At 72.8% G+C, this 21430-nt stretch carries 20 protein-coding genes; 15 read left to right on the plus strand and 5 right to left on the minus strand.

The annotated features are described in order from the left end of the window. Window position 1 precedes the first annotated feature (1 nt). The 6 genes from ACWAUO_RS12270 to ACWAUO_RS12295 are packed head-to-tail and all read left to right on the plus strand — an operon-like array spanning window position 2 to window position 6230. Entirely contained in the window at window positions 2-874 is an 873-nt protein-coding gene (locus tag ACWAUO_RS12270) for a branched-chain amino acid ABC transporter permease (RefSeq protein WP_460775757.1), read from the plus strand. Then, entirely contained in the window at window positions 871-1872 is a 1002-nt protein-coding gene (locus tag ACWAUO_RS12275; RefSeq protein ID WP_460775758.1) for a branched-chain amino acid ABC transporter permease, read from the plus strand. Before ACWAUO_RS12270 ends, ACWAUO_RS12275 begins: the two co-directional genes overlap by 4 nt. Further along, on the plus strand, window positions 1869-2567 hold the full coding sequence (locus tag ACWAUO_RS12280) for an ABC transporter ATP-binding protein (RefSeq protein WP_460775759.1): 699 nt from the start codon (window positions 1869-1871) through the stop codon (window positions 2565-2567). The genes ACWAUO_RS12275 and ACWAUO_RS12280 overlap by 4 nt, the downstream gene beginning before the upstream one ends. Then, complete coding sequence (locus ACWAUO_RS12285) at window positions 2567-3283, plus strand: ABC transporter ATP-binding protein (RefSeq protein WP_460775761.1); 717 nt, start codon at window positions 2567-2569, stop codon at window positions 3281-3283. The genes ACWAUO_RS12280 and ACWAUO_RS12285 overlap by 1 nt, the downstream gene beginning before the upstream one ends. 11 nt (window positions 3284-3294) lie before the next feature. Then, window positions 3295-4803, plus strand: coding sequence for a GMC family oxidoreductase (locus ACWAUO_RS12290; protein ID WP_460775762.1), 1509 nt, complete (start codon window positions 3295-3297; stop codon window positions 4801-4803). Between the two features lie 26 nt (window positions 4804-4829). Then, window positions 4830-6230, plus strand: coding sequence for an aldehyde dehydrogenase family protein (locus tag ACWAUO_RS12295; protein WP_460775763.1), 1401 nt, complete (start codon window positions 4830-4832; stop codon window positions 6228-6230). A 45-nt stretch (window positions 6231-6275) separates the two neighbouring features. On the opposite strand, the gene ACWAUO_RS12300 is transcribed toward ACWAUO_RS12295, so the two are convergent. Further along, window positions 6276-6479, minus strand: coding sequence for a hypothetical protein (locus tag ACWAUO_RS12300; protein ID WP_460775765.1), 204 nt, complete (start codon window positions 6477-6479; stop codon window positions 6276-6278). 119 nt (window positions 6480-6598) lie between these two features. Here ACWAUO_RS12300 and ACWAUO_RS12305 point away from each other — a divergent pair, with 119 nt between their 5' ends. Beyond that, complete coding sequence (locus ACWAUO_RS12305) at window positions 6599-7513, plus strand: LysR family transcriptional regulator (RefSeq protein ID WP_460775766.1); 915 nt, start codon at window positions 6599-6601, stop codon at window positions 7511-7513. A gap of 2 nt (window positions 7514-7515) precedes the next feature. Here the strand turns inward: ACWAUO_RS12305 and ACWAUO_RS12310 are convergent, their stop codons facing one another. Continuing rightward, window positions 7516-8634, minus strand: coding sequence for an acyl-CoA dehydrogenase family protein (locus ACWAUO_RS12310; RefSeq protein ID WP_460775767.1), 1119 nt, complete (start codon window positions 8632-8634; stop codon window positions 7516-7518). Further along, entirely contained in the window at window positions 8631-9839 is a 1209-nt protein-coding gene (locus ACWAUO_RS12315) for an acyl-CoA dehydrogenase family protein (RefSeq protein WP_460775769.1), read from the minus strand. Before ACWAUO_RS12315 ends, ACWAUO_RS12310 begins: the two co-directional genes overlap by 4 nt. Window positions 9840-10083: 244 nt before the next feature. On the opposite strand from ACWAUO_RS12315, the gene ACWAUO_RS12320 reads away from it, so the two are divergent. From ACWAUO_RS12320 to ACWAUO_RS12330, 3 genes are read left to right on the plus strand one after another with little or no spacing between them, the layout of a single operon-like run. Next, complete coding sequence (locus ACWAUO_RS12320) at window positions 10084-12471, plus strand: CaiB/BaiF CoA-transferase family protein (protein WP_460775771.1); 2388 nt, start codon at window positions 10084-10086, stop codon at window positions 12469-12471. Further along, a complete protein-coding gene (locus tag ACWAUO_RS12325; protein WP_460775773.1) occupies window positions 12468-13589 on the plus strand; it encodes a nitronate monooxygenase in 1122 nt (373 codons plus the stop codon). Before ACWAUO_RS12320 ends, ACWAUO_RS12325 begins: the two co-directional genes overlap by 4 nt. Window positions 13590-13612: 23 nt before the next feature. After that, window positions 13613-15982 (plus strand): acetyl-CoA acetyltransferase, encoded by a 2370-nt coding sequence (locus ACWAUO_RS12330; protein WP_460775774.1) that lies wholly within the window; start codon window positions 13613-13615, stop codon window positions 15980-15982. A gap of 31 nt (window positions 15983-16013) precedes the next feature. On the opposite strand, the gene ACWAUO_RS12335 is transcribed toward ACWAUO_RS12330, so the two are convergent. After that, a complete protein-coding gene (locus ACWAUO_RS12335) occupies window positions 16014-16370 on the minus strand; it encodes a UBP-type zinc finger domain-containing protein (RefSeq protein ID WP_460775776.1) in 357 nt (118 codons plus the stop codon). A gap of 42 nt (window positions 16371-16412) precedes the next feature. On the opposite strand from ACWAUO_RS12335, the gene ACWAUO_RS12340 reads away from it, so the two are divergent. From ACWAUO_RS12340 to ACWAUO_RS12355, 4 genes are all read left to right on the plus strand, one after another. Beyond that, window positions 16413-18050, plus strand: coding sequence for an FAD-dependent oxidoreductase (locus ACWAUO_RS12340; RefSeq protein ID WP_460775777.1), 1638 nt, complete (start codon window positions 16413-16415; stop codon window positions 18048-18050). A 22-nt stretch (window positions 18051-18072) separates the two neighbouring features. Continuing rightward, on the plus strand, window positions 18073-19029 hold the full coding sequence (locus ACWAUO_RS12345; RefSeq protein ID WP_460775778.1) for a DUF4862 family protein: 957 nt from the start codon (window positions 18073-18075) through the stop codon (window positions 19027-19029). Between the two features lie 24 nt (window positions 19030-19053). After that, a complete protein-coding gene (locus ACWAUO_RS12350; protein ID WP_460775780.1) occupies window positions 19054-19593 on the plus strand; it encodes a YaeQ family protein in 540 nt (179 codons plus the stop codon). A 118-nt stretch (window positions 19594-19711) separates the two neighbouring features. Beyond that, window positions 19712-20713: a tocopherol cyclase family protein gene (locus ACWAUO_RS12355; RefSeq protein WP_460775781.1), complete on the plus strand. Its 1002-nt coding sequence runs from the start codon at window positions 19712-19714 to the stop codon at window positions 20711-20713. A 67-nt stretch (window positions 20714-20780) separates the two neighbouring features. On the opposite strand, the gene ACWAUO_RS12360 is transcribed toward ACWAUO_RS12355, so the two are convergent. Beyond that, on the minus strand, window positions 20781-20948 hold the full coding sequence (locus ACWAUO_RS12360) for a hypothetical protein (protein WP_460775782.1): 168 nt from the start codon (window positions 20946-20948) through the stop codon (window positions 20781-20783). A 138-nt stretch (window positions 20949-21086) separates the two neighbouring features. Between ACWAUO_RS12360 and ACWAUO_RS12365 the strand changes: the two genes are divergently transcribed. Beyond that, window positions 21087-21430 (plus strand): class II aldolase/adducin family protein (locus ACWAUO_RS12365; RefSeq protein ID WP_460775784.1); only part of this gene is annotated, 344 nt, incomplete at its 3' end.

The following is a 21430-nucleotide window of genomic DNA, read 5'->3' on the forward strand; positions in this document are numbered from 1 at the left end:
GATGAATGTCCTGCCCTTCATCATCGCCGGCCTCGTCATCGGTTCCGTCTACGCCCTGTCGGGTGTGGGAGTGCTCGTGCTGTACCGCACGACCGGTGTCCTCAACTTCGCCCACGGGGCGATCGGGGGACTCTCGGCGATGATGGCGTGGCAGTTCATCGCATCACGGATGCAGCCCTCGATCGCGATCGTGCTCGCGATCGCGATCGGGGCTGCAGTCGCCCTCCTGTTCGGGCTCATCGCGGGGCCCTATCTCGCCCGCATCGACGAACTCCGGAAGGCGACCGCGACCCTCGGACTCGCGCTCGCCCTCCTCGGGGTGATGCTGTTCGCCTGGAACGACAAGGCTCGGACCCTGAGCCTCGAGACGAGCAAGATCGCGTTCTCGGTGCCCGGCGCCCGCATCAACCTCACGCAGATCATCTGCCTCGCGCTGGCGCTCCTGGTCGTGGTCGGCACGTCCCTCACACTGGCGCGGACCTCGGTGGGTGCGGCGATGCGCGCGCTCGCCAGCGACCGCGAGCTCGCCGCCGTGCTCGGGACGAACGTGCGGGCGGTGGAACTCAGCGCCTGGACGATCTCCGGCGCCATCGCCGGGGTCTCCGGCATCCTGCTGGCCGACCAGACCAGGCTCGAGCCGGCGTTCCTCACCTTCCTCATCATCCCGATCCTCGCGACGGTCGTCGTCGGACGCTTCCGCTCGCTGTGGTGGGCGCTCCTCGGCGGTCTCGGGATCGGGCTCGTCCAGTCGCTCGTCTCGGCGAACCCTGCGACGAGCGCGTTCAGCACCGCCGTGCCGTTCGTCATCGCGACGATCGTCATCCTCATCGGCCGTCGGCGGCGGTTCATCTCGATCTCGGTGGTGCGTTCATGAAGCGGCATGCGTTCGGTACCTATGTGCGGGCCAACGCGCTCGGCGTGGTGATCGCCCTGCTCGCGATCGTCGCGGTCCCGATGATCGCCGGTGCGTACTGGACCCGTGTGCTCACGGTGTGCGCGATCTACGCGATCGCCGCCGCCGGCGTCGGCGTCCTGTACGGCCGGGTCGGCCTCGTGTCGATCATGCAGGTGGGGCTGGTCGCGATCGGCGGCTGGATCGCCCTCCGCGTCTGGCACGGCACCCACCTCCCCTTCGAGGTGGTCCTCCTCATCGCCGCGATCGGCACCGGGATCATCGGCACAGTGGTGAGCCTTCCGGCGCTCCGGCTCTCGGGGCTCAGCCTCGCGATCGTCACGCTCATGGTCGCCGGCGCCATCGAGGTGCTCATCAGCGCGAGCGGGTTCCCCAACGGCGGCACCGGGTTCCTCGGTCGCGTCGAGGGCGGCACCCTCCCCGTCGCGATGCCGCGTCCGGTGCTCGCACCTGACGACGCCTCGTACTTCCGCTACGTGGTGATCGTGCTCCTCATCGTGTTCCTGCTCCTCAGCTGGCTGCTCGGGTCCAAGCCCGGACGCTCCTGGGCCGCGATCCGCCAGGGCGAGGCCGGTGCGATCTCGGTCGGGATCGGCGTCACCCGCTACCGGCTGCTCGCCCTCGCCGTCGTCTCGGCCCTCACCGGCGTCGCGGGCGCCCTCCTCGCCGCGAACGCGGGGCTGCTCGACCCGGTCTCGTTCAAGGCGCAGCAGTCGATCCTGCTGTTCGCCACCGTGCTCATCGGCGGCGCGTTCACGCTGGGCGGTGCGCTCATCGCCGGCTTCTTCTTCCAGGGGGTCCCGCCGCTGCTGGACGCCTGGGGTGTGAACGGCAACCTCATCTTCGTGATCCTCGGCCTCGGCCTGGTGCAGGCGATCACGACCGCGCCCGGCGGCATCGCCGGCCAGCTCACGGGCCTGTGGGCCCGCATCCGAGACCGGAAGGCGGATCGGCGATGAGCCTCGCGATCGAGAACGTCACCGTGCGGTTCGGCGGCGTCACCCCGCTGGACGACGTCAGCTTCACCTTCGAGCCCGGAGTGTGCGGCATCATCGGGCCGAACGGCGCCGGCAAGACGACGCTCTTCAACGTCCTGTCCGGGTTCGCGCTGCCGGTCGCCGGCAGCGTCCGGCTCGACGGGGAGTCCCTGCTCGACCTCGCGCCGCACCGGCGGCCCGGCTGGGGGCTGCGCCGCACTTTCCAGCAGGAGCAGGTGATCCGCACCCTCTCGCTCTGGGACAACGTGCGCCTGGGCGCCGACCACACCGGCGCGTCCCTCGCGGAGGTCGAGCGTGCGCTCGACTACGTCGGCCTGCAGGACCGCGACCGGCCGGGGAACCGGCTCACGATGCTCGAGCGCCGGCTCGTGGAGGTGGCCCGATGCGTCATCGGCGCGCCGAAGCTCGTGCTCCTCGACGAACCCGCGGCGGGGCTCGACCCCGCCGAATCCGCCCGGCTGCTGGAGCTCATCACCGGCATCCCGGAGCGGTTCGGGGCACTGGTGCTCCTCGTCGACCACGACATGGACCTCGTCCGCGCCGCATGCGGTACCGTCGCCGTGCTCGACTTCGGTAAGCGGATCGCGTTCGGGCCCACGCACGACGTGCTCGCGTCCCCCGCGGTGCGCAAGGCCTATCTCGGAGTGGAGGACTGATGGGCGAGCTCACGATCACCGACCTGCGCGTCACGCGCGGCGGGCGGGAGGTGGTCCACGGCGTGGACCTCACGGTGCCCGCCGGCGAGGTCACGGCGCTCCTGGGCGCGAACGGCGCCGGCAAGTCGTCCACCGTCCTCGCCGTCGCCGGGATCATCCGCGAGGTGACCGGCACCATCGCGATCGACGGGACGGCGCTGAAGTCCGGGCACCCCACCCGCACGCGCCGCGCCGGCATCGCGACCGTGCAGGAGGGGCACCGCGTGTTCGCGGACATCTCCGTCGCCGACAACCTCAGGATCGCCGCACTGCCGCTGCCGGCGAAGGAACGGGCCGCAGCGGTCGAGTCCACCCTCGAGCTCTTCGACGAGCTCCGGGGCCTCGCCGACCGGCTCGGCGGACAGCTGTCAGGCGGCCAGCAGCAGATGCTGGCGCTCGCGTCCGCGCTCGTCGCGAAGCCCGCGTACCTCGTCATCGACGAGATGTCGCTGGGGCTCGCCCCGGTCATCGTGCAGCGGTTGATCCCCGCCGTCCGCTCGATCGCCGCATCCGGTGTGGGGGTGCTCCTGATCGAGCAGTTCACGACGGTCGCGCTGGAACTCGCGACCACGGCGACCGTCCTCGCGCAGGGCGAGGTCAGTCTGCACGCACCGGCCGCGGACCTCCAGCGCGACCCGGACCAGCTGAGCCGGGCGTACCGGCTCTCAGAAGGATGAAGGAACGAAGCATGACCCACTACGACGTCGTCATCGTCGGCGCCGGCACCTCCGGCTCGATCATCGCCCGCCGGCTCGCGGATGCGGGGCGCCGGACGCTGATCCTCGAGGCCGGCGGCGACAACCGCCGCGACGACATCCAGGACGTCGGCCGGCTGAATCAGCTCTGGCACAGCGACACCGACTGGAACTATCACACCGTCCCCCAGGCCCACGCCGCCGACCGTCGCATCCACCTGCCGCGCGGGAAGGTGCTCGGCGGCAGCCACTCGCTCAACGCCGCCATCTGGGTGCGGTGCGCGCCCGAGGACTTCGACGGCTGGGCCGCCGAGGGGGCCGAGGGCTGGTCGTGGGCGGACGTCGAGCCGGTGTACCGCCGCATCGAGCACTGGAACGGGACGCCGTCGGCGCTCCGAGGCACCGACGGGCTGCTCCCCATCGAGGAGAACCAGCCGATGCATCCGATCCAGGACGCCATCATCGCGGCGGCGGTCGAGGAGGGCCTGCCCCGCAACGAGGACTACAACGGCGCGTCGCTCGAGGGCGTCTCCCGCCAGCAGGTGACGATCGAGCACGGCGACCGCGTCAGCACCTGGGACGCCTACGCCCAGCCGGCCGTCGAGGCGGGTCGCCTGGAAGCGCGCACCGGCGTGCAGGTGCTCCGGCTCCGGTTCGACGGCGACCGCGCGACCGGTGTGGAGATCCTCACGGCGGACGGTCCCGAGACCATCACGGCGGACAAGGTCGTCCTCGCTGCCGGCACGCTCGGCAGCGCCGAGATCCTGCTGCGCAGCGGAGTCGGTCCCGCGGCAGACCTCGAACGGCTCGGCATCCCCGTCGTCGCCGACCTCCCCGTCGGAGAGAACCTGCACGACCATTACCTGGTCCCGGTCATCTTCGGCACCGAGCGCGAGGTCGAACCGCCGCAGCCGCACCGGTCGGTGACCCAGACGCACTGGTTCTGGAAGAGCGACCCGTCGCTCACGGTGCCCGACACCCAGCCGATCAACTTCAGCGTCCCGATGCTGGAGCCCGACATGGCACCCATCCCCTGGGGCTTCTCGCTCATGGCCGGCATCGTGTCGACGAAGAGCCGTGGCACGGTGAAGCTCGCCTCGGCCGACCCGGCCGACGGGCTGCTGATCGACCCGCAGGTCTTCGCCGACGAACGCGACCTGTGCAGCATGCTCGCCTCCGTCGAGCAGTGCCGTCGTGTGGGCGCACAGCCGGCACTGGCCGAGGCATGGGGTGCGACCGAGGTGTACCCCGGACCCGACGTCGCAGGCGACGACCTCGTGCAGTACGTGCGTGAGCGTGTCATCACCTACCACCACCAGGTCGGCACCTGCCGCATGGGTGTCGACGACCGCGCCGTGGTCGACCCGCGGCTTCGCGTCCGCGGACTTCGAGGGCTGATGGTCGCCGACGCGTCGGTCATGCCGACCGTCACCACCGGCAACACGAACGCCCCGAGCGCGGTGATCGGCGAGAAGGCCGCCGAGCTGCTGTTGAACGCCTGAACCCCCCCGGACCAGAAGGAGTCACCATGTCACTCATCGACCGGGTCGTCGTCGACGACGGCCGCGAGATCCCGGATGCCGCGACCGGCGAGGTGATCGGGCGGACCGCCCGCCACACCGTCGCCGATCTCGAGCGCATGTACGAGGCGGCCCGCGCGGCGCAGAAGGGATGGGCGGCGCTGCCCCAGGCCGAGCGCGACGCCCTGTTGAACGCCGTCGCCGACGCCATCGACGCGAACGCCGACGAACTCACCCGGTTGTTGTCCCGTGAACAGGGCAAGCCGCTCGAAGGGCCGAACGCACGCTTCGAAGTCGGTGCGTGCTCCGCGTGGCTGCGGGCGACCGCGGCGACGCAGGTGCCGGTGGAGGTCGTCGTCGACGAGCCCGGCAACCGTTCGGAGCTCATCTACAAGCCCGTCGGGGTCGTCGCCGCCATCGGGCCGTGGAACTGGCCCATGATGATCACGATCTGGCAGGTCGCGCCCGCGTTGAAGATGGGCAACACGGTCGTCGTGAAGCCGTCCGAGTACACGCCGCTGTCGGTGCAGGCACTCATCACGGTGATGAACGACGTGCTTCCCGCCGACGTGCTCCACGTCGTCTCCGGTGACCGCGCGGTGGGCGCCGCGATGGCGTCGCACCCCGGGTTCGACAAGATCATGTTCACCGGCTCGACCGCGACCGGGAAGGCGATCATCCGCAGCTCCGCGGACAACCTCACCCGGCTCACGCTGGAACTCGGCGGCAACGACGCCGGGATCGTGCTGCCGGGGACGGACATCGCCGCGCATGCCGACGACATCTTCTGGGGCGCGTTCATCAACACCGGGCAGACCTGCGCGGCGCTGAAGCGCCTCTACGTGCACGAGTCGCAGTACGAGGAGGTGGTCGCGGCGCTCGCCGAGCGGGCGAAGTCCACTCCGATGGGGATCGGGCTCGACGAGACGAACGTGCTCGGGCCGCTGCAGAACCCGCAGCAGTTCGGGATCGTGCAGCGCCTGGTCGACGACGCGCGGGAGCGTGGCGCGCGCATCGTGGCGGGCGGTGCACCCGCATCCGACCTGGGGCCGAACTTCTTCCAGGCCACGATCGTCGCCGACATCGAGGACGGGGCGCCCCTGGTCGACGAGGAGCAGTTCGGTCCCGTGCTCCCCGTGATCAAGTACCGGGACGTGGCCGACGCCGTGGAGCGGGCGAACGCGCTGGACGCCGCGCTCGGCGCCTCGGTCTGGTCGGACGATCCGGCCGCCGCCCGCGAGATCGCGCTGCAGCTCGAGGCGGGCACCGTCTGGATCAACGCCCACGGCGGCATCCACCCGATGGTCCCGTTCGGCGGGATCAAGGGCTCCGGGTACGGCCTGGAGTTCGGTGTGGAAGGACTGAAGTCGGTCTCCGTGCCGGTGGTGATCACCACGACCGGCGCGTGAAAGGATCGGGCCCCGCGTGAGCAGTGCACGCGGGGCCCGTGTTCGTCAGCGGGAACTGGGCGGCTGCTTCGCCACCCCGTGCCGGTCGGCCTTGTCCGGCTCGGCGGCGGTCTGCGGTGATGCGTGCGAGCCGCCGGCGGGGGCGCCCGCATCCGGGTAGTGGGGCTCGTCGACCTCGATCAGCGGGTCCCGTTCCTCCTTCTTCGGCAGATGGTCGAGGGGCTGCTTGATGTCGTCTCTGTCACTCATGCCGCCACGGTGCCGCTGCAGTGCGCCCCCGACAAGAGGGTTGCGGGAGGCTTCGGACGCGGCCCCGCGCCGCAGTATCGTGTCAGCGGGCGCCGGTGTCGTCGCCCGGAGGGGGAGCCATGGATGTCGACCTCACGCGCCTGCGCTACTTCGTCGCCGTCGCCGAGGAACTGCACTTCGCGCGTGCCGCCGAACGGCTGCGCATCAGCCCGCCTCCCCTCAGCCGACAGATCCGCGTGCTCGAGAGCGAGGTCGGCGGGGCCCTGTTCGAGCGGCACTACCACCGGGTCCGGCTCACCCCGCTGGGGGAGGCGCTGCTCCCGGCGGCGCGGTCGGTGCTCACCGCGGTCGGCGGGTTCCGGGCGGCCGTCGCACGCGGCGTGACGGACGCCCCGCCGCTGCGGATCGGGATCACCGCGTACGCGCCGAGCGGGTTCCTCCTCGAGTTCCAGGAGGCGTGTCGCGGGCTCGCGGCGGGGGCGGATGCGGTGGTGGCCGGGTCCGCCGCCGAGGTGAAGGAGCAGCTGCTCTCGGGCGGGCTGGACATCGGGCTCATCCACCTGCCGGTCCTCGACTCCCGGCTGCTGAAGCAGGTCATCTCGAGCTACCCCACGGCGCTCGCGGTGCGGGCGGACGACCCGCTCGCACAGCTCGCCGCCATCCGCGTGGAGGACGTCAGGGATCGCGACATCCTCGTCGACTTCGCCCGTCCCAACCCCCAACTGCTGGCCTGGACGATCCGTCGGCTCAACGCCGTCGGACTCACCCGGCTGGTCCATTCGGTCACCGCGAAGGGCGGGGAGCTGGAACTCGCGAACTACGCCTACGCGCACGGCACCCCGGTCGTGCTGCCCTACGCCCCCGACTCCTTCGTCGGCCGCATGTTCTCGCCGCCGGAGTTCGCGCTCGTGCCGTTCGATCCCGATTCCTACCCGCCGGCCAAGCTCGCGCTCGCGTGGCTGCCGGACGGCGACGAACGCATCCCGGCCGCCGTCGCCGCCCTCACCGGTCGGTTCGCGCCGGTGCCGGTCTGAGCTCAGATCCCGATCCGTTCGGCCAGCCTGCGGCGATGGTGGTCGGCATCGCCGAAGTAGATCTCCGACGAACGTGCGCGCTTGTAGTAGAGGTGCGGCGCGCTCTCCCAGGTGAACCCCATGCCGCCGTGGAACTGGATGTTCTGGTGCGCGGCGTACACGAACGCCTCGCTGCAGGTGGCCTGCGCCAGCGAACAGGCCGGTGCGAACTCCTCGGAGCCCTCGACCATCGCCGCGAGGGCGTAGTGCGCGGCGGATGCGGCGGACTCCACCTCGACGAGCACGTCGGCCGCCATGTGCTTGAGCGCCTGGAACGCACCGATGGGCTGGCCGAACTGCACCCGCGTCTTCAGGTACGCGACGGACATCTCGAGGGCCGCGCGGGCGCCGCCGGCCTGCTCCAGCGCGAGCGCCGTGCCCGCCGCATCCAGCACGCGATCGAGCACGGCGTCGGCGCCGCCGTCGGTGCCGATCAGCGTCGCCGGCGCCGCCTCCAGCGCGACGACCGCCAGCCGGCGGGTCTGGTCGAGCGTGGGGGTGGTGGTCCGGCGCACCCCGGGCGAGGCCGGGTCCACGACGAACAGCGACAGCCCGGCCGGGGTGCGCGCCGGGACCAGGACGAGGTCGGCGCTCGCCCCGTCGACGACGTGATGCGCCTCGCCGCGCAGCCGCCACCCCGCGCCGTCCGGTGTCGCGGTGATCGCGATGGTGCGAGGGTCCCAGCCGCCCGACGCATCCGTGATCGCCAGGGTGGCGATCGTCTCGCCGGCGACGATCCCGGGCAGGTGCCGCTGCTTCGCGGCCTCGTCGTCCGATTCGAGGAGCGCGGTCACCGCGAGCACCGCGGTCGAGAGCAGCGGGCCGGGGAACAGCACCCGTCCGGCCTCCTCGAGCACGACGCCGAGCTCGGCCCACGTGTACCCGCCGCCGCCGTACTCGGCCGGGATGGCGATCCCGACGGCGCCCACCTCCTGCGCGAGGCGACGCCAGACCTCGCGGTCGAACCCCTGCTCCGTGGCCATGAGCCGGCGCACCGTCGCCTCGTCCGCCGTGGCCCGGAAGAAGTCCTGGACCACGGTGCGGAACGCCTCCTGCTCCTCGCTCGGTGCCCCGAACGTCATGCGCGGTCCTCCTCGGCCCGCGGGTGCAGCATCCCGCCCTTCACGATGTCGCGGAACGGGACGTCGCGGTCGGGTTCGTGCCCCTTGGGCAGGCCGAGGATGCGTTCGGCGATGATGTTCCGTTGGATCTGGTCGGAGCCGCCCCCGATCGAGTTGATGAACGACCACATGAGTTGGTGCCCGACCTCCGACGCGGCCGGGTCGTCGTAGTCGTAGCGCAGGCTCTGCGCCCCTTGCAGACGGAACCGCAGACCCCAGCCCTCGTGCAGGATCCGGGACTTCTCGAGCTTGCCGATCGAGGCGAGGGACGACGAGCCGCTGCGCCGCAGCTCCGCGAGCGCACGCTGCCCGGTCCAGCGGTTCACCATGCGCCAGGAGTGGATGCGCATGAGCTGCTGCCGCACGGCCTCGTCGTCGAGCCGGCCCGCGGCGCGCGCCGCGGCGACCAGGTCGTCGGATGCGGTGAAGATCCGCGGCCGCTCCCCGGGCCGTTTCGGGCGCACCCCGAGCGCGAGCCCCATGAGGCGTCGTTCCTCGGCGAGCGCGATCTGCAGGACCCGCCATCCGTCGTCGACGGGGCCGATCGCGTTCCGCGCCGGGACGCGCACCTCGGTGAGGAACACCTCGTTGAAGTCCTGCTCGCCGGTGATCTGCCGGATCGGGCAAACCTCGATGCCGGGCGTCGCCATGTCGAGGACGAACAGCGTGAGCCCTGCGTGCTTCGGCACGTCCGGATTCGTCCGCGCCAGCAGCAGCGCGGCCTGGGCCAGGTGCGCCTCGGTGGTCCAGATCTTGTGCCCGGTGACGACGAAGTCGTCCCCGTCGCGCACCGCCCGGGTCTGCACGCCCGCGAGATCGGAGCCGTTGCCCGGCTCGCTGTACAGCAGGCATCCGGTGTGCCATTCGCCGGTGAGGAGCTTCGGCAGCACGGCCTCGCGCAGCTCGGGCGACCCTTCGCGCAGCACCGGCGTGCCCATGAGTGCGCCGTACCCGCGGGTGCTGCGCACCGGGTCCGGGGCGCCGGCCGCCGCGAACAGCGCCGGCACCCGGCGCGCCTCGGCCGCCGGGAGCCCGCGCCCGTACGCGTCCCGCGGCCATCCCGGCGCCGCCCAGCCCGCAGCGAACACGCGCCGGCGGTAGGCGGGGTCGTCCGCCCCACGCCACGCGGTGTCGACGAACTCGTGGACCTCGTCCTGCAGCGTCACCGGCCGCTCCTCTCCTCGACGGGGGACCCCCGCTGCCGAACACGCAACCACCGTGCCGCCGCGCCCGTACACGACGGATCGGGTCAGTCGCAGGTGAGCGGATCGGACATGTGCGGCGCGGCACGTGTCGCGTCCGCTCATGTGCAGGTGACCGCATCCGTGATGGACACACGCGCGCCGCCGCTGGTCGGATGCCGGTGACGGCACCCGGGACCCTGCGGGGCCGCGGACGAGGAGGACACGGATGACGGACGACGCAGTCGATCCGCCGCTGCGCGGCATCCGCGTGCTCGATCTGACCGGCGGTCCGCTCCAGACGGTCGGCCGACTCCTCGCGGAGCTGGGCGCCGACCTGACCCGGGTGACCGCGCCCGGGATCACCGTCGAGCGGCCCTTCGGCCCGGTCGTGGACGGGATCGGGGTCGTCGACGCGCTGGCGGCCCGCGGGGCCCGGCATGCGGAGGTGGATCCCCGTGCCGATCCGGCGACGTGGCGGCGGATGCTGGAGGGCGCCGACCTGCTCGTCGAGGCGACCCCGCCGGGTTCGGCGGCGGAGGCGTCGCTCGACGTGCCGCGGATCCGGGCCGCCCACCCGGGGCTGGTGGTGCTCTCGCTCAGCGACTTCGGCCGCGACACACGGTTCTCGCGCTGGCAGGCGACGAGCCCGGTCTTCCACGCGCTCACCGGGGTGCTCGCACGGACCGGCGAACCCGGCCGGGAACCGCTCGTCCCGCCGGGGGAACTGCCCTACGACGCGGCGGCCGTGCAGGCCGCGGTCCAGGCGCTCGCGCTCGTCCGCGAGGCACGTCGGACCGGCCGTGGCGACCGCATCGACTTCGCGGTGCTCGAGGGCGCGACCGCCGCCATCGACCCGGCGTTCGGGATGGCCGGCTCCGCGACGATGGGCAAGCCCCTCGCCTCGCTGCCGCGCGGCCGCACCGATGAGGGGCACAAGTACCCGATCCTGCCCTGTCGCGACGGGCACGTCCGCATCTGCATCCTCGCGGCGCGCCAGTGGCGGGGGATGTTCGAGTGGATGGGGCGGCCGGAGGCGTTCGCCGACCCGAAGCTCGACCTGCTGCACGTGCGGTACCGGACCCCGTCCCTCCTTCCCGCCATCGCGGCGTTCTTCGCCGACAAGACCCGGGCCGAGCTCGAGGAGGAGGGGCGCCGCCACGGTGTGCCGACCGCCGCGCTGCGGAGCGTGGACGAGGCGTTGCGCTCGCCGCATCTGCGGGAACGCGGCGCCGTCGAGGACGCGGAACTCGCGCCGGGACTCGTCGCGCCCGTCCCGGCCGGGTTCGCGGAGGTCGACGGGATGCGACTGCGCGCGCCCGCACGGTCGGCGTCCCCGGCCGCCGCGCGGCCCCCTGCCGCGGCGGACCCCGCCTCCGCGTCGCGCACCCTGCCGCTCGCCGGGGTCCGCGTGCTGGATCTCGGTGTCATCATCGTGGGCGGCGACAGCACCCGCATCCTCGCCGACCTCGGTGCCGAGGTCATCAAGGTCGAGAGCTCCGCGTTCCCCGACGGCGCCCGCGCATCGCTGCCGCCGGGGCGGATGATGGCCGGGTTCGCCTCCGGGCACCGTAACAAGCGGTCGATCGGGATCGACCTCACCACGACGGAGGGCCGCCGGCTCCTCCACGCGCTCGCCGCACGGTCCGATCTCGTGTTCTCGAACTTCAAGCCCGGCACGACCGCGAAGCTCGGTCTCGACCGGGCGACGCTCGCGGCGCGGGCGCCCGGAGTCATCACCGTGGAGAGCTCCGCCTTCGGGGCGACCGGACCATGGGCGGATCGGCTGGGCTACGGACCGCTCGTGCGCGCCGCCGTCGGCTTCACCGGACGATGGGTCCACCCCGACCTGCCGGACCGCTTCCAGGACGACGTCACCGCCTACCCCGACCATGTCTGCGCGCGGCTCAGCGCACTCCTCGGCCTCGCCCTCCTCATCCGGCGCGACCGCACCGGGACGGGCGGCGCGGCGGCGTTCGCGCAGGCCGAGGTCATCCTCGACCAGCTCGGCCCCGAACTCGTCGCCGACGCGCTCGCGGCGCGGGGGCACGACGTGCGCACCGCTGGACGCGACGTGCCGTGGGGCGTGTTCGCCGCCGACGGTGACGACGACTGGCTCGTCGTCACCGCGCGCGACGGCGCCGACTGGCGGGCGCTCATGGACGTGATCGGCAGACGCGATCTGCGCGACGACCCCGCACTCGCCGACGCGGCCGGACGCACGGCGGGTCGGACGAGGATCGAGGCGGCCGTCCGCGACTGGGCCGCCGCGCACCCGGCAGGCACCGCGATGGAACTGCTGCAGGCGGCGGGGGTGCCGGCGGCGGCCATGCTGCGCGGCGCAGAGCTGCCCGACTGGGACTACTTCCGGTTCCGCCGCGGATTCCGCAGCGAGCGGCATCCGTATGCGCGGGAGCCGTTCGTGCTCGAGGACGTGCTCGTCCACGCCGATCACGTCGCCGACCCGCCCGCCGGGCAGGCGCCCATGCTCGGGCAGCACACCGTCGAGATCGCGACCGACGTCCTCGGGCTCAGCCCCGCCGAGGTCGACGACCTGCTCACCCGCGGGGTGCTCGAGGCGCCGCCGCTCCCCGATCCGTCACCGGAGGAACCATGAAGACCGCCATCACCGAGATGCTCGGCATCGACATCCCCCTGCTCGCCTTCAGCCACTGCCGCGACGTCGTCGCCGAGGTCACCAACGCGGGCGGGTTCGGTGTGCTCGGCGGCTCCTCGTTCACCCCGGAGAGCCTCGAGGAGGAGCTCACCTGGATCGACGAGCACGTCGACGGCAAGCCGTACGGGATCGACATCATCGTGGCCGAGAAGCTCGTCGGCAAGGGCGAGCGGATGACCCGCGACCGTCTGGTCGGGATGATCCCCGAGAGCGACCGGCGCTTCGTCGCCGACCTGCTCACCTCCCACGGCATCGAGACCGCCCCGGAGGACGTGGTCCGCGACTTCGGGCGCGCGCCCACCGCGCACACGGGCGAGAAGCTCCTGGAGGTCGCGTTCCGGCATCCGATCAAGCTCATCGCCAACGCGCTCGGGGTGCCGCCGCAGTTCATGATCGACGAGGCGAAGAAGCACGGCGTTCCCATCGGGGCACTCGTGGGCGCCAAGGAGCACGCGCTGAAGCAGGTCGCCGCCGGGGTCGACTTCCTCGTCGTGCAGGGCGGCGAGGCGGGCGGGCACTGCGGCGAGGTGTCGACGCTCGTGCTCGTGCCGGAGGTGGTGGACGCGATCGGCGACGCGGTCCCCGTGCTCGCGGCGGGCGGCATCGTCACCGGGCGGCAGATGGCGGCGGCGATCGCGCTGGGCGCGGCCGGTGCGTGGACCGGGTCGGTGTGGCTCACGACCCCCGAGTCCGAGGTGTCCGAGACCGTCAAGCGCAAACTCCTCGCCGCCTCCTCACGGGACACCCGCCGCACGGCGTGCCGCACCGGCAAACCGTCGCGGCAGCTCAAGAGCGACTGGACCGAGGCGTACGAGCAGACGGGTGCGCCGACTCCGCTGGGCATGCCGCTGCAGAGCATGCTGTCCGAGCAGAACCTCCGCACGATCGACCGGCTCGCAGACGGCGGACACGAGGGGGCGCAGGCGCTCGCGACCTACTGGGTCGGGCAGGGCGTCGGGCTCATGAACCGGCAGAAGACCTCCCGGCAGATCGTCCTCGACTTCGCCGAGGACTTCCTCGACGCGGTGGGACGTGTCGAGGAGGCGGTCGGCGAATGACGCGCACGCGACAGGAGGACGGCGTGACCGAGATCGACCCGAACACCCCCGTCATCATCGGCGTCGGGCAGAGCATCGACCGGCTGGGCGCCGACGACTACGAAGCGCGGTCGGCGGTGGACCTCGCTGCGGCCGCCGCCGCCCGCGCGATCGACGACACCGGAGCCGATGCGGATGCCGTCCGCACCGCGATCGACACGGTCGCCGCGATCCGCCAGTTCGACGACTCCACACCGGGCGCCCGGGCTCCCCTGGGACGGTCGGACAACGTGCCGCGCTCGGTCGCCGCACGCCTGGGCGCCGACCCCGCGCACGCGATCCTCGAGGTGGGCGGCGGGCAGAGCCCGCAGCACCTGGTGACCGAGCTCGCCGCATCCATCGCCGCCGGCACCCGTCGCGTCGCGCTCGCCGTCGGGGCGGAGGCGATCTCCACCGTCCGCGCGCTCGCCCGGGCCGACGACCGGCCCGATTTCACCGAGCACGTCGACGGCGGACTCGACGACCGGGGGTACGGCCTCGAGGGCATCGTCACGATGGAACTGGCGAAGCACGGGCTCGCCGCCGCCGCGCCGCAGTACGCACTCCTGGAGCACGCCCGACGCGCACGCCTCGGCTGCTCGCGTGCCGCCTACGCGCGCTCGATGGGGGAACTGTTCGCGTCGTTCACCGCGGTCGCCGCCGCGAACCCGTACGCCGCCGCACCCGTGTCGCGATCCGCGGACGAGCTGGTCACGGTCACCGATGCGAACCGGATGATCGCGGACCCGTACCCGCGCCTGCTCGTCGCACGCGACCAGGTCAACCAGGGCGCCGCGGTGCTCCTCGCCTCCGTCGCCGCCGCACGGGAGCTGGGCGTCCCCGAGGAGCAGTGGGTCTTCCTCCACGGGCACGCCGATCTGCGTGAGCGCCCGCTCATGGACCGCCCCGACCTGTCCCGGAGCCCCGCCGCGGTCGCCGCCGCCGCGCTGGCGCTGGAGACCGCCGGGGTCGGGCTCGACGAGGTCGACACGTGGGACTTCTACAGCTGTTTCCCGATCGCCGTCACGGCCGTCGCCGTCGACGGGCTCGGTCTGGAGCCGGACGACCCGCGCGGGCTGACGGTCACCGGCGGACTGCCCTACTTCGGCGGTCCGGGCAACGATTACGCGATGCACGCGATCGCCGAGACGGTGCAGCGGATGCGGCGGCGGCCCGGCGCGGTCGGGTTCGTCGGTGCCAACGGCGGCATCCTCGGCAAGTACTCCGCCGCCGTGTACTCCACGACCCCGTGCGCCTGGCGCCCCGGCCGGTCCGCGCACGTGCAGGCGGAGCTCGACGCCGCGGCGCCGGCCGTGCCGCAGACCAGCCGGGCGAACGGCTGGGCGGTGATCGAGACCTGCACGATCGACCACCACCGGGACGGCCGCCGCCGCGGGATCGTGATCGGCCGGCTCGAGGCGACCGGTGAGCGGTTCGTCGCGCTGGGACTCGAGGACGACGACCGCATCCTCGACCTGCTCGCCGGGGAGGAACCGATCGGGATGCGGGTCTGGGCACTGTCGACCGGGCCGGGCAACCGGGTGACGGTGTCGCCGGAACGCGCCGAGGAGCTCCGCCCGTCGCGACCGCCCGTCCTCGCCGAGCGGTACGAGCACGTGCGCGTGGAGCGCGACGGCCACCTGCTCGTCGTCACGATCGACCGGCCGGCGGCGCGGAACGCGCTGTTCCCCGCGGCCAACGAGGAACTCGGAGCGGTGTTCGACGCGTTCTTCGCCGACCGTGACCTGTGGGTGGCGGTCATCACCGGTGCCGGCGGCACGTTCTGCGCGGGCAACGACCTCGTGCACACCGCATCCGGTAAACCCACCTACCTGCCGGCACAGGGGTTCGCCGGGCTGACGAGCCGGCGGGACATGTCCAAACCCGTCATCGCCGCAGTCGAGGGGTACGCGCTCGGCGGCGGGTTCGAGACGGCGTTGGCGTGCCACCTCATCGTGGCGGGGGAGACCGCCCGCTTCGGACTCACCGAGGTGAAGGTGGGCCTGGTGGCGGGCGCCGGCGGTGTCGTGCGCTTGCCGCGCGCCATCCCGGAGAAGATCGCGACCGAGCTCATCCTCACGGGCCGTCAGGTCGATGCGGCCGAGGCGCACCGGCTGGGACTGGTCAACCGGGTGGTTCCCGCCGGCGCCGCGCTGACGGCGGCGAAGGAGATCGCGGCGGAGATCACGGCCGTCTCCCCGACCTCCGTGCGCACGTCCCTCCGGCTCATGGCGCAGACGCGCGCGATCCCCGATGTGGTCGACGCCGTGACCCTGCGGACGTCCGTCATCGACGAGCTCATGGTGAGCCACGACGCGCTCGAGGGGATGACCGCGTTCGCCCGCAAGCGACCGCCCCGTTGGCGCAACCGTTGACCCGACCAGGTGCCGGCCGCGGCACGGAGGCTCAGGCGTCGCGGGCGGCGAGCAACCGGCGCCAGTCCGCCGGGACGCGACCCTCGGGACCGGGGGAGGGCTGCGACTCGGGCCGGCTCGCGGGCGGCGCCAGGTCGGGTCCGTCGACCGACCGGCCCTCCTCGTAATCCCAGAACCACGTCTCGCCCGGCTCGAAGCTGCGCACGTACCGGTGGCCGGTGGCCTCGAAGTGCGCGGTCGCATGGCGGCCGAGCGACGAGTCGCAGCATCCGATGTGCCCGCACGCGGCGCAGCGGCGCAGGTGCACCCACCAGCCGTCCGCCTGCTCGCACTCCGCGCAGCCCGTCCCCGACGGCGGGACGGCGATGTCGATCATGCCCTCGACCATGGCCGAACTCTACGTCAGGCTAGGCGGCGGGAGGAGACCCTCATGACCGACATCGATTCCGGCACCCGCGCCTACACCGAGCTCGCGCCTCCACTGACGGATGCGCAGTGGCGACGGCTGTGCGCGGATGCGGTCCCCGCCACGGTGCAGGCCGGTGAGGTCGTCGTGCCCGCCGGCGACCGGGACTACCCGATGATCCTCGTGGAGGAGGGGGAGCTCGAGCTCGTCCGCGACCCGCTGCGATGGCTCGGGGAAGAGGTGGTCGCCACCGCCGGCCCCCGGACGTTCCTCGGCGAACTCGGACTCCTGAACGGCCAGCGGGCGTTCCTGTCGGTGCGCGCGACCGCGCCCAGCCGCATCCGTCGCCTCGCCCGCACGGACCTCCGGCGCGTGCTCGCGGAGGACGACGAGCTCGGCGACACGATCCTGCGCACGCTGTGGGCACGACGCGAGTCGCTCCGCACCGGCACGGCCGCGTTCACTTTGAAGTTCGTGGGCGTGGGCACCTCCGCGGAGTTCCTCGCGCTGCGCAGGTTCGCCGAGCGGTTCGACCTCGTCCACACCGCCGTCGGTCTTGCGCCGGGCGAAGGGCTCGACCACCCCGGTGCGAACATCTCCGCGGCGGACCTCCCCATCGCCTTCATCCGGGGCGAACCGGTGCCACGTGCCACCCCCGGCGAGATCGCCCACCGGCTCGGCCTCGCCTACGACCCCGCCTACGACGGGTCGGCGGACGTCGCGATCGTCGGCGGCGGGCCGGCCGGACTCGCGGCCGCGATCTACGCCGCGTCCGAGGGGCTGAGCGCCGTGCTCCTCGAGGCGGTCGCGCCCGGCGGGCAGGCGGCGGCGACCTCGCGCATCGAGAACTTCCTCGGGTTCCCGTTCGGAGTCTCGGGCGACGACCTCATCGGCCAGGCGACGCTCCAGGCCATCAAGTTCGGGGTGCGCGTGTGCGCGCCCTGCGAGGCGGCGTCGCTGCGGTCCACTGCGGACGGCGTGGAGATCGACCTCGTCGGCGGCGGGGTCATCGCCGCCCGGTCCGCCGTCGTCACCTCCGGTGTGCACTACCGGCGCCTGCCGCTCGAGCGCTGGGAGGAGTTCGAGCGCGGCGGCATCCACTACGCCGCCACCCCGCTCGAACTCCGTCAGGTCGGCGGCGGCTCGGTGGTGGTCGTCGGCGGGGCGAACTCGGCCGGGCAGGCGGCGCTCTTCCTCGCCGCGAACGGCTGCACCGTGCACCTGGTCGTGCGACGGGAGGACCCCCGCGAGACCATGTCGTCGTACCTCGTCGACCGGCTGGCGGCCGATCCCCGCATCCGGCTGCACACCTCGTCGAACGTGGTCGGCCTCGACGGCGACGGCACCCTGCACCGGGTCGAACTCGACACCGCCGGATGGGTGCCCGCCCGGGGCCTCTTCTGCTTCATCGGCGCCGACCCCGCGACCGGCTGGGCCGACGGGCTCGACCGCGACGAGGCGGGGTTCATCCTCACCGGCACCGACGTGTCGCCCGCCGACCCGTGGGCGCACCTCGACCGGGGACCGCTTCCGTTCGAGACCTCCCTCCCGCGGGTCTTCGCCGCCGGGGACGTCCGCCGCGGCTCGATGAAGCGCGTGGCGGCGGCCGTCGGCGAAGGCTCCAGCGCCATCGCCTCGGTGCACCGGGTGCTGGCGGGCTGACCGCCGCCGGTATCGTTTCGAGGTGCCATCCGCCATCCCCCACCCCGCATCCCCCTCGCTCACCGTCAGCGGCTACGTCGCCTCACCCGCCCACGCCGCCTGGGACCCCGCGTTCGACGCCGCGCTCCTGCCCGCCCTCGCGGCGCTGCCGGACGTCGCGGGGCTCGAGCTGCCGTGGCTCGGCGGCGTCCACCCGCACGACGACGCCTGGTTCCTCGCGCACGTCCCCGCCGGACGGATGACGGTCACGGCGCTGCCGTTCACCATGCAGCGCGCAGCCGTCGAACGCGGCTACGGGCTCGCGTCCCCGGATGCGGCGGGTCGGGCCGCCGCGCTCGCCGATGCCCGGCGGCTCGCGGCCGACGTCCGGACGCTCCAGACGGCGTCTGCGGCCGACGTCGAGGTCGTCGTCGTGCACAGCGCGCCGCGCGGCGGCGGGGACGCCGACGCGTTCGCCGCGTCGCTGGCCGAACTGGCCGGGCTCGACTGGTCCGGTGCCGAACTCGTCGTCGAACACTGCGACGCGGAGGTGCCGGGGCAGCCGTTCGAGAAGGGCTTCCTCCCGGTCGAGGCCGAACTCGCCGCGATCGAGCGGACCGGCGCCCCGATCGGGATGTGGCTGAACTGGGGCCGCTCCGCGGTCGAGCTGCGCGACGTCGACGCCGTCACGGCGCAGATCGCCGCGGTCGCCGCATCCGGCCGCCTGCGCGGGCTCGCGCTCTCCGGGGCCGCGGCCGTCGACGGCCCCTACGGCCGGGCCTGGGCCGACGCGCACGTGCCGCTCCTCGACGCCGACCCCGTCTCCGGGTCGCTGCTGGACGCCGCAGCGCTGGATGCCGTGATCCGGGCCGCGGGCGCCGTGCCGTGGATCGGGGTCAAGGTGGTGCGTCGGCCGTCCGACCGCACGCCCGACGACGTCGCCGTGACGATCGCCGCGAACCTCGCGCTCGTGCGTGCCGCCGTCGCAGCTGCGGAGTGACGCCGACCGCGTAGGCTCGTTCGGATGGCGATCGGTTCGGTGATCCACACGTTCACGGTGCAGCTGGCGGACATGGACCGCGGCGTGTACGAGGAGTTGGCGCTGCGGGTGGCCCGTCATCCCTCGGAGACCGACGCGTTCATGCTGACGCGGGTGCTCGCCTACTGCCTCGAGTACGAGGAGGGCATCGGGTTCAGCGAGGGCATCGCGGCGCAGGACGAACCGGCCGTCATCGCCCGCGACGCCACGGGTGCCGTCACGGCGTGGGTCGAGGTCGGCGCGCCCGACGCCGACCGCCTCCACCACGGCAGCCGTCTCGCCGAGCGGACCCTCGTCTACACGCACCGCGACCCGGCCAAGGTGCTCCCGAACTGGGCCGGCAAGAAGATCCACCGCGCCGAGGACATCGTGCTGCGCAGCTTCGACCCCGGCTTCTTCGACCTCGCCGTGCCGCTCATCGAGCGACGCAACACCATGAGCCTCACCGTCACCGAGGGCTGGCTCTATGTGGAGCTCAACGGCACCACCTGCTCCACCGCGGTGCACACCCACCCCATCGTCTGAGCGCAAGGGGCTGCGGGATGCGGCGGCGACGGGGCACACTGGCGCCACGCCGATCCGAAGGAGCCCGCATGGCGCAGCGCCCAGGCCTCACCGCATCCGTCCGTGGGGCGGAGGTGTCGTGAGGTCGCCGGCCGCGTGGGTGCGCGGCGTCCGGCACCCCGAGGCGTTCCACGGGCACGGGGTGCGCCGCGGGTTCTTCGAAGGCTGGTACGTCAAGCTCGTCTCCGCCGACCGGTCGCAACGGTGGGCCGTCATCCCGGGCGTCTTCCGCGGCCTCGACGGGGGCGTCACCGACGAGGCGTTCGTGCAGGTGCTCGACGGGCTCACCGGGCGGTCCTGGTACCACCGGTTCGAACCGGGCGACTTCACCGCATCCGACCGGGAGTTCGAGGTGCGCGTCGGCGCGAACCGGTTCAGCGCCGACGGCGTGCACCTCGACCTGCCGGGGATGCGCGGCGACGTCTCGTTCGTGGCACCGCTCGAACCGTGGCCGGTGACCCGGCGCGAGCCGGGGATCATGGGCTGGTACGGGCTGGTGCCGTTCATGGAGTGCTTCCACGGCATCGTGTCGTTCGGTCACGGCCTGCGGGGGAGCCTCGAGATCGACGGTGCCCGGCACGGGTTCGACGGCGGACGCGGCTACATCGAGAAGGACTGGGGCAAGGCGTTCCCGGACGGCTACGTGTGGCTCGCCAGCAACCACATCGACGAACCCGCGGGCGAGCGGGCCGACGCGTCGCTCATCGGCTCGGTCGCGATCATCCCGTGGCTCCGCGGCGCGTTCCGAGGCTCGATCGTGGGGCTCCGGCACGGCGGCCGGCTGCACCGCTGGACGACCTACAACCGCTCGGTCGAACGCGAGCTGTCGATCACCGACGACCGGGTGCGGTGGCGGGTCGAGGGGCCCGACGGCACGCTCGAACTCGACGCGGAGCGGGTGCGCGGCGGGCTCCTGCACGCGCCGCTGCGGACGGCCATGCACCAGCGGGTGGAGGAGACCCTCGACGCGCGCATCGCGGTGCGGCACACCGCGCGGGACGGGACGGTCCTCCTCGACGGGGTCGCCGAGTGCGCGGGCCTCGAGGTCTACGGCGACACCGACCGGCTGCTCGCGCTCTGACCGGCGTCACCGCCGTCGCCGTCCGGCACGGGCGGTCGCCGCATCCGTGCCGGACGGAGGCGGAGGCTCAGGCGGAGCCGTCCTCGGCGGCGATGCGGTCGGCTTCCGCGCTGTCCACGAGGTCGTCGTTCGCGTCCTCGTCGAGCACCTCGTCGCCGTCCGTCTCGCGGACCGGCTCGTCGGCGCCGGCGTCGTCGTCCAAGGGTGCGGGTGGGGGGAATCCTCCGGTCGACATGGGGTCTCCTTTCGTCGTCCCGTCACGCTAGGGGCGCGGCATCCCGACGGGCCAGGCCTTGACGGCGTCGGCGGGACGGTCGTCGAAGGATCGTTGTTACCGGTAACATGCTGGAGGTCACCAGACGAAGGGAACCCCATGGCGAACGAAGACACGGCCATCACCGCAGCGACCGAGGTCGCGATCGCGCGGGTGCGTGAGGAGGTGGCGCGGCTGCATGCGGAGTTGGTGCGGTACGGGCTGGTCGTGTGGACGGGTGGGAACGTGTCGGGCCGGGTGCCGGGTGCGGATCTGTTCGTGATCAAGCCGTCGGGGGTGTCGTATGACGATCTGGCGCCGGAGAACATGATCCTGTGCGATCTGGACGGCAACGTGGTCCCCGGCACGCCGGGGTCGGACCGGTCGCCGTCGAGTGACACGGCGGCGCACGCCTACGTGTACCGGAACATGCCGGAGGTCGGTGGTGTGGTGCACACGCATTC

Source organism: Microbacterium sp. GXF7504 (genome assembly GCF_054798235.1).

What these genes read in the sequence shown, in the direction of transcription:
- ACWAUO_RS12270 (WP_460775757.1), top strand. Translation starts at nt 2, where the DNA reads ATGAATGTCCTGCCCTTCATCATCGCCGGCCTCGTCATCGGTTCCGTC.
- ACWAUO_RS12275 (WP_460775758.1), top strand. Translation starts at nt 871, where the DNA reads ATGAAGCGGCATGCGTTCGGTACCTATGTGCGGGCCAACGCGCTCGGC.
- ACWAUO_RS12280 (WP_460775759.1), top strand. Translation starts at nt 1,869, where the DNA reads ATGAGCCTCGCGATCGAGAACGTCACCGTGCGGTTCGGCGGCGTCACC.
- ACWAUO_RS12285 (WP_460775761.1), top strand. Translation starts at nt 2,567, where the DNA reads ATGGGCGAGCTCACGATCACCGACCTGCGCGTCACGCGCGGCGGGCGG.
- ACWAUO_RS12290 (WP_460775762.1), top strand. Translation starts at nt 3,295, where the DNA reads ATGACCCACTACGACGTCGTCATCGTCGGCGCCGGCACCTCCGGCTCG.
- ACWAUO_RS12295 (WP_460775763.1), top strand. Translation starts at nt 4,830, where the DNA reads ATGTCACTCATCGACCGGGTCGTCGTCGACGACGGCCGCGAGATCCCG.
- ACWAUO_RS12300 (WP_460775765.1), bottom strand. Translation starts at nt 6,479, where the DNA reads ATGAGTGACAGAGACGACATCAAGCAGCCCCTCGACCATCTGCCGAAG.
- ACWAUO_RS12305 (WP_460775766.1), top strand. Translation starts at nt 6,599, where the DNA reads ATGGATGTCGACCTCACGCGCCTGCGCTACTTCGTCGCCGTCGCCGAG.
- ACWAUO_RS12310 (WP_460775767.1), bottom strand. Translation starts at nt 8,634, where the DNA reads ATGACGTTCGGGGCACCGAGCGAGGAGCAGGAGGCGTTCCGCACCGTG.
- ACWAUO_RS12320 (WP_460775771.1), top strand. Translation starts at nt 10,084, where the DNA reads ATGACGGACGACGCAGTCGATCCGCCGCTGCGCGGCATCCGCGTGCTC.
- ACWAUO_RS12325 (WP_460775773.1), top strand. Translation starts at nt 12,468, where the DNA reads ATGAAGACCGCCATCACCGAGATGCTCGGCATCGACATCCCCCTGCTC.
- ACWAUO_RS12335 (WP_460775776.1), bottom strand. Translation starts at nt 16,370, where the DNA reads ATGGTCGAGGGCATGATCGACATCGCCGTCCCGCCGTCGGGGACGGGC.
- ACWAUO_RS12340 (WP_460775777.1), top strand. Translation starts at nt 16,413, where the DNA reads ATGACCGACATCGATTCCGGCACCCGCGCCTACACCGAGCTCGCGCCT.
- ACWAUO_RS12350 (WP_460775780.1), top strand. Translation starts at nt 19,054, where the DNA reads ATGGCGATCGGTTCGGTGATCCACACGTTCACGGTGCAGCTGGCGGAC.
- ACWAUO_RS12360 (WP_460775782.1), bottom strand. Translation starts at nt 20,948, where the DNA reads ATGTCGACCGGAGGATTCCCCCCACCCGCACCCTTGGACGACGACGCC.